Raw genomic sequence first — 15,159 nt, 5'->3', positions numbered from 1 at the left:
GCGGGACCGGGAGCCCGGGCCCGAGGACTGCGTGGTCTGCCGCAAGCCCGTTGCGGCCGCGCTCTGGGCGGGCGAGCGCCGTCGGCTGGATGCGGCCATCACGACCTGGCCGACCTGACCGACCCGCCCGCCGCCCGCGCGGCCGTGGGGGCCCGCTGCTACGACGCGCCGAGCGTGCCGCTCTGGCCGTGGACGGCGTCGTACGGGTGTACGTCAACCGGTGGGGCGAAGGCGGCGCCCCTCTCCGTTACGGGCCCATCGGCGGATCGCGGAGACACTCGCCGCCAAGGCGGTGGCGCCCGTACGGAGTGGCCCGCGTGCCTGTCTACGCGCCCGCCCCCGCCATCCACCGCCCCTCTGTCCGGTCGGGCGGGGAGAGCGCCTCGGCCGTGGCCAGGACCAGTGGGGCCAGTCGGGACGGCTGGAGCATGTCCAGCGGGCCCACGACCCCCACCGCCGCCACCACCGTGCCGCGTGCGTTGCGCACGGGGGCCGCGATCGCACCCCGGCCCTCACGGAGAGTGCCGGCGACCATCGCGTACCCCTCCCGTCGTACCTTGCTCAGGGCGTTTCGCAGACTGGTGCCGTCGGTGATCGTGGCGCCGGCGTAGGCGCGCAGGGGACCGGCGCACACCGCGTTCTGCAGCACGACATCCGCGTTCGCCAGCAGGACCAGGCCCGCCGCGGTGACGTGCAACGGCAGCCTGCGGCCGGGGTCACCCCAACGCGCCTTGAGGCCCAGGTCGTTGGTGAGGAAGGACAGGCAGACGCTTTCCGTTCCGTCCCGGATGGCGAGGACCGCCGCGCCGCCGGTCTGGCTGTGGAGATCCAGGAGGTGGGGCTCCGCGATCTCGGCCAGGCTCGAGTAGCGGGGAGCCAGCGTCGCCGTCTCCCACAGTCTCAGGCCGATGCCGTACCCGCCTTCCTCCCCTCGTTCCAGAGCGCCCCAGGCATGGAGCTTGTTGACGATGCGGTGGACCGTGGTGACCGGAAGGCCGGCGCGCCGGCTGATGTCGCTCAGCGTCAGGGTGCGGTTGTCGCGGTCGAAAACGCCCAGGATGCTGAGCGTCCGGTCGACAACCGAGCGCTCGGGGGCGCCGGGTGGGGTGGTCATCCCGTTTACTTCCCTTCACCTGCGCATCGTGCGAAACCTGACTCATGGATGGGCCGGACATGATCCAACGACAGGCGGCCACGCCTATCATTGAGACTTGAAGCAGATCGAGAAAGGTCGATTCCGGAACGTTCATGGTCGATTTCGCTACGTTACCGATCCCTGTGGTCCCTTTCACGCCCGCTCGCAGGCCCTGCATCGGCATGGCGATGACCTCTCTCAGCGAGGTGCGCAGGAAGCACTGCCTGACCATGGCCACCGCTCCGCACCGGCTCGCCTTCCACCAGGTCATGCTGATCGGCGAGGGCACCGGCGACTGCACGATCGACTCCACGCGCTACCCGTGCCGGGCGGGCTCCCTGCTGTGGATCCGGCCGAACCAGGTGATCCAGTTCGTACCCGCGCCGGACATGGAAGCCCGCATCGTCAGGTTCACCGAAACGTTTCCCCTGCGGCTTCGCGCCCACATGGGGTTACTCGACGACGCCCTGCGCCCCTCCCACTGGCAGCTCCGCGACGACGCCCTGGCTGCCTTCCGACGGGTACTGGACATGCTGCAGGAGGAGTTCGACCGGCCCGACCAGGGGCTCGGCGAGGACATCCTCAAGCATCTGCTGACCGTCACCTTGCTGCACATCATCCAGATATGCCGCACCCATGACCGGGACCTCGCACTCAGCGACAGCCCCGCGCCCGAGAACGGCGAGCTCTTCCTGCGCTTCCGGCGCGAGCTGGAGACCCGCTATCGCAGCACGCGCCTGGTCGAGGACTACGCCGCCGCGCTCAACTGCACGCCCCGCACCCTGTCCAGGGCCTGCCGCACCGTCGCCGGGACCTCCACCAAGGATCTGATCGACGCGCGCGTCGCTCTGGAGGCGAAGCGCCTGCTGGTCCACACGGATCTGCCCGTGGGCACCATCGCCCGCCAGCTCGGGTTCACCGAAGTCACGAACTTCGGCAAGTTCTTCGTACGACGGGTGAAGACGACGCCGGGCGCGTTCAGGCGCGGCGCCGGTTCGGAGAATTAGCGGCGACGCGGAAGCAAACCAAACTTCCTTTCCACTCTCCGGAAGAGTGGTTGTCCAGTTTTCACCGGGGTGACAAGACTGTGACCTCAGTGCTTCGGGCGGCCACCTCCGAACGCGACCCCTGAGGGGGGGGCGGCCCCGACCTGGAACAACTGGCGCCGCACAGCGCACCCGAACAGGCCGCTGATCACCGACTGTTGGGAGACCCCGTGCCGAAGGCGGACCTCACCGAGCTGGCCGGACGGCTGGAACGCGACCTGGGTGATCCGCACGACCCCACCAGCCGCATGCCGTACACCCGTGTCCTCGAACACGACGAACACGAGGACCATCCCTACGAGTTCGTGCACCTTCTCCAGCGCTGGGGCGCGCTGGACTACTCGCTCCCGCGCGCTCAGGGCGGCAAGGCGGGCGACATGGAGATCGCCTTCAACCTGACGCGGCTGATCGCCCGCCGGGACCCGACCACCGCGACCGCGTTCATCATCACCAGCCTCAGTTTCCTGCCGGCCTGGGTGGCCGGCACCGATGCGCAGAAGCGGACGCTGGTGGACTCCATCCGGCGCGGCAACCGTTACGCCTGGGGCCTGTCCGAGCCGCAGTACGACAGTGATCTGGCGGCCAACGAGGTGACTGCCGAGAAGACGGACGGCGGCTATCTCCTCACCGGAAAGAAGTGGTTGGTCGGCAACGGCAGTGTCGCCGACGGGCTCGGTGTCTACGCCCGTACCGATCCCCGGGGCGGACCGGGCGGCTACTCCGTCTTCGTCCTCGACAAACGGCAGACCCCCGCCGGGGCCGTGAACGACCTGCCGCGCGAACGCATGCACGGACTGCGCGGGCTCGACGTGAGCGGCTTCCGGCTCGACCGCGTCTTCGTGCCGGACTCCGCCCTGCTCGGCCACGAGGGCCAGGGTCTGGAGATCGCGCTGAAGACCTCGCAGACGGCCGGCACCCTCATCAGCGGCATCGCGCTCTCGGCCGTGGACACCGGACTGCGGGTCACGCTCGACTTCACCGAGGGACGAACGGCCCTCGGCCGCACCGTCAGTGACGCCCCGTACTGCCGCCGCCAGTTGACGGAGTGCTTCGCGGATCTGATGGTCGCCGACGCGGTCAGTCTGGGCGCGGTGCGAGCGCTACAGGTCGTGCCGGAGCAGACCGGCGTGTGGTCGTCCGTCGTCAAGTACTTCGTGCCGACCCTCCTGGAGCGCACGTTCACCCAGCTCAACGTCGTCCTCGGGGCGCGCTTCTATCTCCGTGACCATCCGCACTACGCGATCCACCAGAAGATGCTGCGCGATCTGCCGGTCGCCACCTTCGCCGACGGCAACGCCGTCGGGAACCTCAGGAACATCGCGCTCCGGCTCGAAGGTCTCCTCACCACGGCCGCGACAGCGGACCAGGGGCTGCTCGACGAGGCGGGCGAGCGGGCGGCCGTGCTCTTCGGCATCGACCGTCGGCTGCCGCTCTACCGGCCCTGGGACCAGCAGTTGAACAACCTGGGCCGGGACGACGCCCTCCTTGCCGCGCCCGCCGCGCTCGTGCAACTGCGCCGGCTGGCCGCGGACGCGAAGCCCGACGAACGCGACCGGCTGACCCGGGCGGCGGCCACGGCGGAGCAACTCCTCGCCGGGGCCGACTCGTTGCGCGAGCGCGTCACCTCGCTCAAGGACTCGCTGGGCTCCGAGTACGGTCAGTCAGCCGAGCTCTTCGACCTGGCCAAGGAGTACTGCCTCCTGCACGCCGCCGCGGCCTGCGTGCACACGCACGTCCACTCCGCCGCCGCGCTGGAGGAGCCGCTGCCGAGCGGCGCGCTGCTCCTGCTCCAGATGGAGCGCATACGACGGCACTTGCGCCCTCACGAGGCTGTCACCGACGCCGGCGTGGTCAACGACGTGATGCGGGTGCTGCGGTATCTGTACCGAAAGAACCGGCTGTTCTCGTACTGGCAGTTCCCGCTCGCCGAGCGCGGCGACCTGCGCGCCGCCGGACTCTGACGCCCGCTCGGGGCGGGCACCAACTTGGCCGCCAGGCTTGTCAGTTGTCCGTCGTGTCGGCATGCCGCCGGGCCGACTCGTGCTGCTGGGCCATGCGCCGCAGCGCCAGAAGCGCGGGTTCCAGCAGGACCGTGAGCAGCAGTGCACGCTCGGCGAGCTCCAACGGGTCCTGGATTCCTTCCAGTTGATCGAGATCGAGGACAGCGGTCTCCTCCGCCAGCCGGGCGTACGGCAGGAGCACCCGCCACTCCAGCGGTGAGCCGAGGCCGCGCAGCGAGGCGAGCGTGTCGGCCAGGGCGGATCGGGCGGGGGCCGACGTGTGCACGTTCCAGCCCAACTCCTCGATCAGCGCGTCGACTTCGGCCGCTTCCGGGGAGTCCGCCTCGCCCTCGCCGGTCAGCCGGATCGCCCCGAGTGCGAGCCCCAGGACGCGGTGGGCGTCGGCCGACTCTTCGGCCAGTGCGCCCAGCACCTCCCGGGTGGTGCTGACGGACAGTCCGCGTACCCCGATCAGTGCCCGGATCAGCCGTAGGGCGCGCAGATGGCTCTCGTCGTACTCGGCCCGCGTCGCCGACAGTTGACGGCCGACCGGGAGGAGACCTTCGCGGAGGTAGTACTTGATCGTCGGGACGGAGACACCGCTACGGCGGCTCAGCTCGGACATACGCATCGGGTCGGGCTCCGCTCTGGTCATTGGATACCGTTACTGTCTAACATGGATAGTAGAGGTATCCAATTTCCGGATCGAGCCTCCGTTCCGCCCTGTTCTCTCAACAGAAGGCCGCAGCCATGCCCACCCTGCCCTGGACCACCGTCGACAAGCCGGCTCAGGACGCCACGGCGTTCGTCATGGCCTCCCGGATGGAAGTCCGCTCCCTGAAGGACGTACCCCGCGTCTTCCTGCGGTCCCTCGCCACGTGGAAGCAGGTACGGAGCGCGCCCGGCGCGTACGGCGCCTCCCTGATCGCCCAGCCGCTGAAGCGCACGTTCTGGACGCTGTCGGCCTGGGAGAACAAGGAGGCCCTCTACACCTACGCGCGGACCGAGCCCCACAAGTCGGTCATGACCGGCCTGCGTTCCTCGCTGAGCCACTCGGTGTTCACCTTCTGGGAGACACCGGCATCGGCCCTGCCCGTGAACTGGCCGGACGCGCGCGAGCGGCTCGCCGCCCAGGAGCGCGCCGACGCCGACGGCGCCTCGTCCGGCGCGTGACCCCACCTGTCCGCGCGCCCACCGTGCCCTCTAAGATCGCGTCGACCCGCTTGTCAAGCACTCACGCTCTCGGGGACCCCCACCATGCGCAACCTGCTTCGCACCGCCACCGCCGGGGCCGTCGCGGTCACCGCTGTCCTCGCCTGCGGCACGGCGCACGCCACGCCGCCCGGGCCCGGAGTCTCGGGCCGCATACTCGCCCAGACCACCATCGGCGACACCGACTACACCCTGCGGGAGATCACGATCCCCGCAGGTCAGGCCACCGGCTGGCACTACCACGACGGCCCGCTGTACGGCTTCGTCAAGCAGGGCACCCTCAGCCACTTCGACTCCACCTGCGAATCCGACGGCGTGTATGAGCAGGGCAGCTCCATCAGCGAGCCGGCCGGCGCCGAGTACGTCCACATCGGCCGGAACCTCGGCAGCACACCCCTCGTACTCGACGTCCTGTACGTACTGCCGCACGGCTCACCCTTCGCGGAGGACGCGCCGAACCCGGGGTGCGACTTCCAGTGACCGGCCGCTGAGCGGACCCCCGGCCGGACGACCGACCGGCGCCCGGCCGGGGTCGGCCCTACTCCGCCGGCAGCGGCTGCTCCGCCCAGATCGTCTTGCCGGTACCCGTCTGGCGGCTGCCCCAGCGCTGGGTGAGCTGGGCGACGAGCAGCAGGCCACGGCCGCCCTCGTCGTAGGCGTGCGCCCGGCGCAGGTGCGGTGACGTCGAACTGCCGTCGGAGACCTCGACGATGAGGGCCCGGTCGCGGATCAGCCGGAGCTGGATGGGCGGCTCGCCGTACCGGATGGCGTTGGTGACCAGCTCGCTGACGACGAGTTCGATGACGAAGGCCTCCTCGTCCAGCCCCCAGGCGGCCAGTTGTTCGGTGGCCGCCTGACGGGCGACCGCCACGTGCGCGGGGTCCGGCGGGACGTCCCAGGTGGCCACCTGGCCGACCCCGAGCGCGTGCGTACGGGCGAGCAGCAGCGCCACGTCGTCGCCGGGCTGTTCGGGCAGTACAGCCTTGAGGACGGCGTCGCACACGGCGTCGAGCGAGGCGCCGGGCAGGTTCAGCGCGCGGCACAGCTCGGAGGTGGCGTGGTCGATGTCCCGGTCGCGGTCCTCGATCAGCCCGTCCGTGTAGAGGGCGAGGAGCGAGCCCTCGGGCAGTTTCCGCTCGGTCGCCTCGAAGGGCAGGCCACCGACGCCGAGCGGCGGTCCCGCCGACACCTCGATCAGCTCGGCGACACCGCCGGGCGGTACGACGGCCGGCGGCGGGTGTCCGGCGGAGGCGAGGGTCAGCAGGCGCGAGACCGGGTCGTAGACGGCGTAGAGGCAGGTGGCACCCAGTTCGGCGACATCCGCGCCGTCCTCCTCGTCGGCCAGATGGGTGACCAGGTCGTCGAGGTGTGTGAGGAGCTCGTCCGGCGGCAGATCGACGTCCGCGAGGGTGCGTACGGCCGTACGGAGCCGGCCCATGGTCGCGGAGGACTGGATTCCGTGGCCCACGACGTCGCCGACGCAGAGAGCGACCCGGCTGCCGGACAGCGGGATGACGTCGAACCAGTCGCCGCCGATGCCGGCCACCGATCCGCAGGGCAGATAGCGGTGGGCGACCTCGACGGCCGCCTGACCGGGCAGCCCCCGGGGCAGCAGGCTGTGCTGGAGGGCCAGCGCGGTCGTGCGCTCACGGGCGAAGCGGCGGGCGTTGTCGACACAGACGGCGGCGCGGCTGGCCAGTTCCTCGGCGAGGGCGACGTCGTCCTCGGTGTAGGGGTCCGGGCGTGTGATGCGCAGGAAGACCGCGACGCCCAGGATGGTGCCGCGCGCCCGCAGCGGCACGGTGACCATGGAGTGGACACCCTTGCGATACGGGCGGCCGACGGGCTCGCGGGCGTTGCGCTCCGCCACCCACTCGTCGAACGCCCGCTCGCCGACCCGCCCCATCAGCGCCCGGCCCTCCACCATCGCCCGCACGGGCGCGGTGAACGGCAGGTAGGTGTCCTTCGCCCCCAGCGGAACGACAGCCTCCGGCGTGCCCTCGGTGACGGAGCCGTGGGCCACGCGGTGCAGGACGACCTCCTCGGCCGGGGTCGCCTGGGGTTCGTCCGAACCGAGCACCCAGTCGAGCAGGTCGACGCTGACGAAATCGGCGAACCGGGGCACGACCAGTTCGACGAGTTCCTCGGCGGTGCGCACGACGTCGAGGGTGGTCCCGATGGCGGCCGCCGCCTCGTTGAGCAGGGCGAGCCTGCGTCGCGACCAGTGCTGGTCGCTGCTGTCGAACCCGGCGATACCCACCGAGGTGACGGCGCCCAGATCGTCACGCACCGGCCACATATCGAAGCTCCACGCGTAGGCGCGGCCGTCGGTCGCGTCCTTGCCGAAGATCTCGTAGCGCACGGCCGTGCCGGTACGGGCGACCTCCCGCAGGTGAAGCAGGAGTCCCTCGCTGATCCGGTCGTCGGGCACGACGTTCGTATCCCCGTAGAACTGCCCGAGCAGGGCCTGTTCCGTCGCGCCCATCAGGTCACAGACGGCTTCGTTCAGCCAGGTGTAGCGCTGGTTCAGGTCGAAGGCCGACATCGGTACGGAGGCCTGCCGGATGGCCCGTTCCAGCGAGGTGGGCCCCTGCGCGGCGGCCTGCGGCTCCGGTACCGGCGGGTCGGGGAGGGAGGTGACGACGAATCCCCGGGAGGCGCCGTCCTCGCCCAGGACGGGGCACGCGCTGACGGCGAGTTCGACGCGGTGGCCGTCCCGGTGGCGCAGGGCGACCACTCCGGTCAGCTCGGTCATCGCCGCCGGTGGCAGATCCTCGGCGAGGAGTCCGGCGGCCGGGCGGCCCACGATGTCCTCGGCCGTGTGTCCTGTCAGCCGCCGGGCGCCCTCGCTCCATCCCGTCACCATGCCTCGGGCATCGATGATCACCGCGGCGGCGACTTGTTTCATACGCCCCAGGATGGTCCCTGGACCCCGGGGCATCAACCCCGACGACGCGCCTCGGGACGGCGACCCCGCCGAGCCGCCCCGTGTGGGACGGCTGGGCATGCTCCGGGGCCGTCAGCCCTGATGCGCGCGGAGTGCGGCGAGGGCACGGTCCGCGTGGGTGTTCATCCGCAGCTCGCTCGTCACCACCTCCAGGACGGTCCGGTCCTCGGCAATGACGAAGGTGACCCGCTTGGTGGGCATCATCGAGAATCCGCGCTTCACACCGAACAGCTCACGGACCGTCCCGTCGGCGTCCGACAGCAGCGGCATACCGAGGGTGTGGCTCTGCGCGAACTCCTGCTGGCGGCTGACGGAGTCCCCGCTGATCCCGACCGGCCGCGCGCCGACGGCGGCGAACTCGGCGGCCAGGTCCCGGAAGTGGCAGGCCTCTGCCGTGCAGCCGGGCGTCAGGGCCGCAGGGTAGAAGAAGAGGACGATCGGCCCCTCGGCGAGCAGCTCGGAGAGCCGGCGGGGCGTTCCGCTCTCGTCGGGCAGCTCGAAGTCCTCGATCTTGTCGCCGACGTTCACCTTGCTTGTCATGACCGGCCCTCTCCGTTCTTCGCGACGCTGCGTGCCCACAGCACGAGCGGTATCTGGAGCGGCAGCCGCCCCATGGCGCCGGCCCGCAGGGCGGCGGGCCGGTTGCGCCAGTCGACGGCCATCTTCACGTTGGCCGGGAACACCCCGACGAAGAACCCTGCCGTGGCGAGCGCGGCGACCCGCCGGGTACGCGGCAGCGCCACCCCGGCCGCCAGCACGAGCTCGGCGGCGCCACTGGCGTACGTCCAGGTCCTGGGCGCGCCGGGCAGGGCGCGCGGCACGATCGCGTCGAACGTGCGGGGTGCGACGAAGTGGGTGACGCCGGCGGCGGCCAACAGACCGGCGAGCAGCAGGGGCGAGCGTTGGGACCGGGGCACGCTTCCTCCTCGGATGGTGTGCCGGGCGATCCTACTGGACGGTAAATACGGGTCGAGACGTGGGTGTTCGACTGCCTGACGAGCCCGGGTGACGTGGGAGCCTCGACCGCGAGCCGGTTGGCGAGTTCGCCGGGGCACATTTGTTCGGAGGCGGCGATCTGCCGACGGAGCGCGGTGGCGGCCCGGTCCATCAGCCGGCCGGTCGGGCCGGTGGGCACGGCTGAGCTGATGGCCGAATTCCCCTCCGCGCCGGGGCCGGGCCCCTCGGGCGGACCGACCGGTTCTTGAGTAGGAGGGGGGTCCGGAGGGTCTATCGTGTCGGCATGTCCGTCCCTGAACTGATCCGTATCGTCTCCCGCGACTCGCCCATGGCGCTGGCACAGGTGGAGCGGGTGCGCGCCGAACTCGCCGTCGTCCATCCCCGGACGCGCACCGAGGTCGTCCCCGTGAAGACCACCGGCGACAAGTGGATGGGCGACCTGTCGCAGGTCGAGGGCAAGGGCGCGTTCACCAAGGAGGTCGACGCCGCACTGCTGGCCGGTGAGGCCGATCTCGCGGTGCACTGTGTCAAGGACGTGCCGGCCGACCGGCCGCTGCCCGCGGGCACGATGTTCGCCGCGTTCCTCAAGCGGGACGACATCCGCGACGCCCTGATCGACCCCGGCGGCCGCACCCTCGACGAGCTGGCGGACGGCACCCGGATCGGTACGTCCTCGGTGCGCCGGATCGCCCAGCTGGCCGCCTCCCACCCGCACCTGGAGTGCGTGCCGTTCCGCGGCAACGCCAACCGCCGACTGGAGAAGCTCGCGGCCGGGGAGGCGGACGCGCTGCTCCTCGCCGTGGCCGGTCTGGAGCGCATCGGCCGGACGGACGTGGTCAGCGAGGTCCTCTCCCCGGAGACGATGATGCCGCCGATCGGTGCGGGCATCCTCGCCCTGCAGTGCCGCGAGGGCGACACCGATCTGATCGACGCGGTCAGCGGCCTCGGCGACCCGGACACGCATCGCGAGGCGACGGCCGAGCGCATGTTCCTGCACGTTCTCCAGGGGCACTGCAACAGCCCGATCGCCGGGTACGCGAAGGTGGCCCGCAACGGCGAACTCTCCTTGCGTGCCTGCGTGTTCACCCCGGACGGCAAGGTCCAGCTGCACGCCCACGAGTGGGCGGGGCGCCTCGACCCGGCCACGCTCGGCACGTCCGTGGCGGTGGCACTGCTGCGGCAGGGCGCGCGCGAGCTGATCGACGACATCGCGCACTGAGGAACGGGACCTCCGGGGAGCGGCCGGTGAGGCCGCTCAGGTGGGTTCCGTCTGGCCCTTCTGGTCTTGCTGTTCCCTGAGGTCCCGCTGCTCCTTGAGGAACGCGCTCGCCTGGAGGGCCACCCCGTCCCGCGCCGGGCCGTGGGGGACGCCGGCGCCGGTGAAGTCCTCGGGCAGGCCGATCCCGCCGACCCAGAGGTGCCGGTCGGTCCACTCCTCCTCGACGCGCAGCTGAATCTGTACGTCCACCTGTGCCAGGGACGCTTCCGGGCCGGCCGCGTACAGGACGGCCGTGGCGCGACGCAGCGGGTGGACGTCGAAGCCCTCGATGAACTGCGAGTTCCGCCAGTCGATGAAGGCACCCTCGCCGTCGGGGCCGAGCCGGATGTCGATCTGGCCGTCCTCCAGGTGGACGCCGAAATGCCGGTCGCCGCGGTTCTCGACCGTCACCCGCAGACTGAAGTAGGCCAGCCCCTCGGCGCCGTCGTCGCGCCCGCGTGGCGGATCCGCCGCCAGCAGACGGTGGACGCGGACACGCAGGCCGGCATGCTCGTCGTACTCGTGCCAGTCCCCGACCACGTTCGGCTCGCGCACAGTCCACCTCTCGACCTCGGATGGCTGCTTCCTATCCTTGCGCCCGGCACACAGTCAAATGAGCGGAATGCGCTGTGGCCAGCGAATTCGCCCCCTTGATCACTGATCAAGCGGTGTGCAGCGGAAATCCACCACCGGGCCGTTCCACACCAGGTGAGCGCGTGCCGCACATCACGTTCCGGGTCGTGAATTCACCCGGCGACCAATCGAAAGCAGCGAGTCACCATTCATGGCGAATTGTCGAATTGTTTCCTTATCGCCCGTAATGGGAATCAGTAGGTCAGTGCTTCGGACTGGAGGCACGTCCGTGGGAGCCGGTTTCCGCCGGATGTCGGGCGACCTCCGTCCGGTCCGTGCGCGCCCTCCCCCGGTGTCTGTCCATCCAGCACCAGCTGAGGAAGGTGCGCACCATGCGTGTCGCCACCCGAACGAAGCAGCATCCGCACGACGACGCCCCCGATACCGCCGCCGACTTCGAGCGCCTGGTCCGGCTGCCCGAGGGGCCCGAGCGCGACGCCCTCCGGGACGAGCTCGTACGGGCCTGGCTGCCCATGTCGGAGCGGATCGCCATCCGCTTCCGGGGGCGCGGGGAGGCCCTGGAGGACCTCTACCAGGTCGCGGCCGTCGGACTCGTCAAGGCCGTCGACCACTACGACCCAGAGCGGGGCGCCGCCTTCGAGGCCTACGCCGTTCCGACCGTCACCGGCGAGATCAAGCGCCACTTCCGCGACCACCTGTGGGCCCTGCATGTGCCGCGCCGGGTCCAGGACCTGCGCAACCGGGTGCGCAGCGCCACGAAGGAACTGTCCGCCACCGTCCCCGGTCGGCCACCGACCGTCGCCGAGATCGCCACGTACGCGGAGTTGAGCGAGAGCGAGGTGCGTACGGGCATGGAGGCATTGGAGTGCTTCTCCGTGCTGTCGCTGGAGGCCGAGCTGCCGCGCACCGACGGGTACGCGCTCGCGGACACCGTCGGCGGAACCGACCCCGGCTTCGACCTGATCGTCGACCGCACGGCCGTCGGTCCCTGTCTGCGGGCCCTGCCCGAACGTGAGCGGACCATCCTCTATCTGCGGTACTTCCGCGGGATGACCCAGAGCCGGATCGCGTCGCAGCTCGGTATCTCGCAGATGCACGTCTCCCGGCTGCTGAGCACCTGCTGCGCCCGCATCCGGGAGGAGCTCTGCGAGGAAGAGCCGAACCCCGAGGAACTGTTGGCCGACGCGTGTTGAGGGCGGCTGCCGACCCCCTGCCCACCGCAGTCGCCCGGGCGAGTCTTTCGCGGCCGGGCGACTGGGGGACGGGCTCACTGCCGAACCCTCCCGGGAATGGCTCCTCAGCGTGCCCTTCACTGCCGGAGTCACCGGAGAGACGGAGTTGAAACCCGCTCCCGGGCCGAACAGGCCCCAGGCGTTCGGGAGCCCGATCGGGGTACTCGACAGGCACATGGACGGGGTCCGGCCGGAGACTGGTGTCCGGACCGGTGACCGCCGGCCGACCGACCAGAACGCGAGTGCCATGAACCACGACCCGACACCTCCCAGCGGCGCGACGGACGTCGTGTCGACCACCCATTCCGTGTTCGGCGCCCCCTGCTGGGTGAGTCTCACCAGCCGCGATCTGCGGGCCACCGAGGCGTTCTACAGCGCTGTACTGGGCTGGCGGTGGCGTTCGGCCCGGCTGGGCGACCGCTTCCGGGTCGCCCTGGTGGACGGCACACCCGTCGCGGGGATCGCCGGCGTGGCCTCCGTATGGCAGATGGTGGTCGCCTGGACCCCTTACTTCGCGGTACCGAGCGCGGACGACGCGGTGGCCCGGGCCCGCGAACGCGGGGGCACGGCGGCGGTCGGGCCGATCTCCTTCCCGCCCGGCCGGGCGGCCCTGCTCGCCGACCGTGACGGGGCGATCTTCGGGATCTGGGAGGGCGAGCTGCTCGCCGGCTGGGAGGCGTGGCGGCGGGCGGCACCGACGTTCGTCCGGCTGCAGACCCGCGACGCGTTCGACGCGGCCATCTTCTACGGCGAGATCCTGGAGTGGGCCTCCGAGCGCCCCGGGTGCTGCCAGGTCCAGTACGAGGGCGACGAGGTCGTGCTGCGCAGCAGGGGCGATGTCGTGGCCCGCATCGTCTCGGGCGCGCTGGAGGCGGCGCCCGATCCCACGATCAGGCCGCACTGGCAGGTCCACTTCGCGGTCGAGGACGTGGCGGCCTGCGTCAAGGCCGCGCAGGACAGCGGCGGCAGCGTCCTGCGCTACGACGATGTCGCGACGCCGTTCGAGGCGGTGCTGCGCGATCCGGACGGGGCGCAGTTCACGGTGACCTCACGCATCCCGCGCTGAGCCGGCCCGATACCGGACCGATGAGTACAGGTTCCGGTCGCCGCCCTCCGGAAGCCGGGGGCGGCCCCGGTGGTGCCAGAGCAGCAGGCCGTTGCAGCGTTCCCAGCGGGCGACCCGCCAGCCGCGGGCCAGCCACGCCGACGCCAGGACCAGCGGCCAGAGCGCGAGGTCGCGCTCCCAGAGCAGTCCGCCGCCCAGCGCGGACGCCATCAGGCAGAGGAAGAAAGGGACATTGACGCAGTCGCGGTACTGCATGCCCGGCGCCGCCAGGACCGCGCCGGTCTCCTCCAGCGGAACCGCCTCGGCGAAGTCCCGACCTTCACCGAACCACTTCAGCCGGGAGACGGTGAGCACCCCGAGCCCCGCGGCGCCCGCGAGGGCGAGCAGGCCGAGGGCGATCGCCGGGCCGACACCTCGCGGCGCCTCGGGCACGCCCTCCACCCCGAACACCACCCCCGCGCTCACCGCTGTCGCGCAGACCGCGAGGATCGCGCACGTCACCTCGTAGTGGACGTATCTGACCACGGTGCTCCCCCTGTACTCCGCGCCACCCCGCCCCCGTAGCAGGGTGTCAACTGCTCTATGCCCGGGGAGAGTCGGCAGTACCGCAGTACCGCTGCTAGGCGTTCACGAGAACGCCCGGTGGCCGCTGCCTCTGCTGCGTACCGGCGAAGGCCGGCACGTCTCGAGGCGCCCGACGTCCCTCCCGCAGGGTCGGCGCGGGCGGGGCCGGGATCAGCGGGACGCCCTCGCAGGCGCGGGCACGCCGCGAGAACCAGATGACCTTGGCACCGGTGTCCGTGGCGCAGCAGCCCCAGCCGTCGCTCGCCGCGGCGATCCACGCCAGGCAACTGCCCAGTTCCTGGTCGAGTCGCGGGCCGGGGTCGTGCTCGGCGAGGGCGGTGATGATGTGCTGGCCGTTCCACCACATCTCGATCACGGCGCGCTTGTCGGTCGCGTGCTCGTCGATGGCACGCAACAGCGCCTCGGTGCCGTGGCAGACAGGCCCGACGAGGTGCTCCAGGTCCCAGAGCCGGAGGTGGGCGGCCAGAATGCGGCCGACCTGCCCGACCCGTTCGGGACAGACCTCCATGTCGAGGTGGTAGTAGCGGGAGTCTGCGGTCTTCATTGTCGTTGGCTCCTCACGGCGGACTCACGGTTTCTCAGAGCTCCGCAGGACCTGGGCCCTGCCGTTTGGATCATCTTGGCGTCGCGGAGCGTGAGCACTGTTCGCTTCTGAGTCAGCTCCAGAGTGAGAGGGTTAGTCCATTCGTGCAACACGAACGGCCCCCGCAAGTCGTTGAAGATCCAACAGGACGCTGGGTCTTCCCCCATGCACCATGAGTGAAGGTCTCGCCGTAGGAATCGTCAGTCACGAGGAAGGGGACCAGCGCCATGCTGTTGCCCGCCAAGGCCGAGGTCGCCCGACAGCTCAACCGGTACCGGGCGTGGGAGCGTGTCACGCTCGCGGCCCCGTCCGACCGTTCGGCTCGGGACAGTTTCGAGGACTCGGGCTACACCCTGTGCGTACTGATGGGGAAACGGTGCGCACGCGAGGCGGTCCACGCCGCCGAGCGTTATCTCCGCACGAGTCTGGTCGCCTACCTCCGGGAACAGGCCGGATGGGGCCACGCGGACCGTTTCACCGGCCATGCCCCCTCAGCTGTCCAGCGCTCCACGGCGGGGGGATAGCGCCGCCCGCCCCCCCCTTC

16 protein-coding genes are annotated in these 15,159 nt (G+C 70.8%); 8 read left to right on the top strand and 8 right to left on the bottom strand.

What is annotated here, in order from left to right; translation table 11 throughout:
* Nucleotides 1-325: 325 nt before the first annotated feature.
* Complete coding sequence (locus ADL01_RS31285; RefSeq protein WP_053745384.1) at nt 326-1,114, bottom strand: IclR family transcriptional regulator; 789 nt, start codon at nt 1,112-1,114, stop codon at nt 326-328.
* 203 nt (nt 1,115-1,317) lie between these two features.
* On the opposite strand from ADL01_RS31285, the gene ADL01_RS31280 reads away from it, so the two are divergent.
* Entirely contained in the window at nt 1,318-2,142 is an 825-nt protein-coding gene (locus tag ADL01_RS31280) for a helix-turn-helix domain-containing protein (protein ID WP_234354856.1), read from the top strand.
* Nucleotides 2,143-2,351: 209 nt separating this feature from the next.
* Nucleotides 2,352-4,142: an acyl-CoA dehydrogenase gene (locus ADL01_RS31275; RefSeq protein ID WP_053745382.1), complete on the top strand. Its 1,791-nt coding sequence runs from the start codon at nt 2,352-2,354 to the stop codon at nt 4,140-4,142.
* Nucleotides 4,143-4,182: 40 nt separating this feature from the next.
* Here the strand turns inward: ADL01_RS31275 and ADL01_RS31270 are convergent, their stop codons facing one another.
* Nucleotides 4,183-4,812, bottom strand: coding sequence for a MerR family transcriptional regulator (locus ADL01_RS31270; protein ID WP_053745381.1), 630 nt, complete (start codon nt 4,810-4,812; stop codon nt 4,183-4,185).
* 119 nt (nt 4,813-4,931) lie between these two features.
* On the opposite strand from ADL01_RS31270, the gene ADL01_RS31265 reads away from it, so the two are divergent.
* Nucleotides 4,932-5,354 carry a hypothetical protein gene (locus ADL01_RS31265; protein ID WP_053745380.1) on the top strand — a complete coding sequence of 141 codons (423 nt, stop codon included), beginning with the start codon at nt 4,932-4,934 and terminating at the stop codon, nt 5,352-5,354.
* An 84-nt stretch (nt 5,355-5,438) separates the two neighbouring features.
* Nucleotides 5,439-5,873 (top strand): cupin domain-containing protein, encoded by a 435-nt coding sequence (locus ADL01_RS31260; RefSeq protein ID WP_053745379.1) that lies wholly within the window; start codon nt 5,439-5,441, stop codon nt 5,871-5,873.
* A 58-nt stretch (nt 5,874-5,931) separates the two neighbouring features.
* Here ADL01_RS31260 and ADL01_RS31255 read toward each other — a convergent pair whose 3' ends face one another.
* From ADL01_RS31255 to ADL01_RS31245, 3 genes are all read right to left on the bottom strand, one after another.
* The gene (locus ADL01_RS31255) at nt 5,932-8,301 is read right to left on the bottom strand and encodes an ATP-binding SpoIIE family protein phosphatase (protein WP_053745378.1); all 2,370 of its coding nucleotides are present in this window, start codon (nt 8,299-8,301) and stop codon (nt 5,932-5,934) included.
* A gap of 111 nt (nt 8,302-8,412) precedes the next feature.
* Nucleotides 8,413-8,880, bottom strand: coding sequence for a peroxiredoxin (locus ADL01_RS31250; RefSeq protein ID WP_053745377.1), 468 nt, complete (start codon nt 8,878-8,880; stop codon nt 8,413-8,415).
* Entirely contained in the window at nt 8,877-9,257 is a 381-nt protein-coding gene (locus ADL01_RS31245) for a DoxX family membrane protein (RefSeq protein WP_053745376.1), read from the bottom strand. Before ADL01_RS31245 ends, ADL01_RS31250 begins: the two co-directional genes overlap by 4 nt.
* Before the next feature lie 323 nt (nt 9,258-9,580).
* Here ADL01_RS31245 and hemC point away from each other — a divergent pair, with 323 nt between their 5' ends.
* Nucleotides 9,581-10,516, top strand: a complete 936-nt coding sequence (gene hemC, locus ADL01_RS31240) for a hydroxymethylbilane synthase (protein ID WP_053745375.1) — start codon at nt 9,581-9,583, stop codon at nt 10,514-10,516.
* Between the two features lie 36 nt (nt 10,517-10,552).
* Here the strand turns inward: hemC and ADL01_RS31235 are convergent, their stop codons facing one another.
* Nucleotides 10,553-11,110: a hypothetical protein gene (locus ADL01_RS31235; RefSeq protein WP_053745374.1), complete on the bottom strand. Its 558-nt coding sequence runs from the start codon at nt 11,108-11,110 to the stop codon at nt 10,553-10,555.
* A gap of 410 nt (nt 11,111-11,520) precedes the next feature.
* On the opposite strand from ADL01_RS31235, the gene ADL01_RS31230 reads away from it, so the two are divergent.
* Complete coding sequence (locus ADL01_RS31230; protein ID WP_053745373.1) at nt 11,521-12,342, top strand: SigB/SigF/SigG family RNA polymerase sigma factor; 822 nt, start codon at nt 11,521-11,523, stop codon at nt 12,340-12,342.
* Nucleotides 12,343-12,628: 286 nt separating this feature from the next.
* Nucleotides 12,629-13,447, top strand: coding sequence for a VOC family protein (locus ADL01_RS31225; protein ID WP_053745411.1), 819 nt, complete (start codon nt 12,629-12,631; stop codon nt 13,445-13,447).
* Here ADL01_RS31225 and ADL01_RS31220 read toward each other — a convergent pair.
* Both ADL01_RS31220 and ADL01_RS31215 read right to left on the bottom strand, forming a co-directional pair.
* Nucleotides 13,430-13,972, bottom strand: a complete 543-nt coding sequence (locus ADL01_RS31220; protein ID WP_053745372.1) for a hypothetical protein — start codon at nt 13,970-13,972, stop codon at nt 13,430-13,432. The genes ADL01_RS31225 and ADL01_RS31220 overlap by 18 nt on opposite strands.
* A gap of 94 nt (nt 13,973-14,066) precedes the next feature.
* Nucleotides 14,067-14,576: a hypothetical protein gene (locus ADL01_RS31215; protein ID WP_053745371.1), complete on the bottom strand. Its 510-nt coding sequence runs from the start codon at nt 14,574-14,576 to the stop codon at nt 14,067-14,069.
* 266 nt (nt 14,577-14,842) lie between these two features.
* Between ADL01_RS31215 and ADL01_RS31210 the strand changes: the two genes are divergently transcribed.
* Nucleotides 14,843-15,139, top strand: a complete 297-nt coding sequence (locus tag ADL01_RS31210) for a DUF5133 domain-containing protein (RefSeq protein ID WP_053745370.1) — start codon at nt 14,843-14,845, stop codon at nt 15,137-15,139.
* Nucleotides 15,140-15,159 lie beyond the last annotated feature (20 nt).

It is taken from the genome of Streptomyces sp. NRRL WC-3618 (assembly GCF_001280005.1).
Lineage (GTDB): Bacteria > Actinomycetota > Actinomycetes > Streptomycetales > Streptomycetaceae > Streptomyces.
The sequence above is the reverse complement of the archived record's forward strand: the minus strand, read 5'-3'. Positions and strand labels throughout refer to the sequence as shown.

What these genes read in the sequence shown, in the direction of transcription:
- ADL01_RS31285 (WP_053745384.1), bottom strand. Translation starts at nt 1,114, where the DNA reads ATGACCACCCCACCCGGCGCCCCCGAGCGCTCGGTTGTCGACCGGACG.
- ADL01_RS31280 (WP_234354856.1), top strand. Translation starts at nt 1,318, where the DNA reads ATGGCGATGACCTCTCTCAGCGAGGTGCGCAGGAAGCACTGCCTGACC.
- ADL01_RS31270 (WP_053745381.1), bottom strand. Translation starts at nt 4,812, where the DNA reads ATGCGTATGTCCGAGCTGAGCCGCCGTAGCGGTGTCTCCGTCCCGACG.
- ADL01_RS31265 (WP_053745380.1), top strand. Translation starts at nt 4,932, where the DNA reads ATGCCCACCCTGCCCTGGACCACCGTCGACAAGCCGGCTCAGGACGCC.
- ADL01_RS31260 (WP_053745379.1), top strand. Translation starts at nt 5,439, where the DNA reads ATGCGCAACCTGCTTCGCACCGCCACCGCCGGGGCCGTCGCGGTCACC.
- ADL01_RS31255 (WP_053745378.1), bottom strand. Translation starts at nt 8,301, where the DNA reads ATGAAACAAGTCGCCGCCGCGGTGATCATCGATGCCCGAGGCATGGTG.
- ADL01_RS31250 (WP_053745377.1), bottom strand. Translation starts at nt 8,880, where the DNA reads ATGACAAGCAAGGTGAACGTCGGCGACAAGATCGAGGACTTCGAGCTG.
- hemC (WP_053745375.1), top strand. Translation starts at nt 9,581, where the DNA reads ATGTCCGTCCCTGAACTGATCCGTATCGTCTCCCGCGACTCGCCCATG.
- ADL01_RS31230 (WP_053745373.1), top strand. Translation starts at nt 11,521, where the DNA reads ATGCGTGTCGCCACCCGAACGAAGCAGCATCCGCACGACGACGCCCCC.
- ADL01_RS31225 (WP_053745411.1), top strand. Translation starts at nt 12,629, where the DNA reads ATGAACCACGACCCGACACCTCCCAGCGGCGCGACGGACGTCGTGTCG.
- ADL01_RS31215 (WP_053745371.1), bottom strand. Translation starts at nt 14,576, where the DNA reads ATGAAGACCGCAGACTCCCGCTACTACCACCTCGACATGGAGGTCTGT.
- ADL01_RS31210 (WP_053745370.1), top strand. Translation starts at nt 14,843, where the DNA reads ATGCTGTTGCCCGCCAAGGCCGAGGTCGCCCGACAGCTCAACCGGTAC.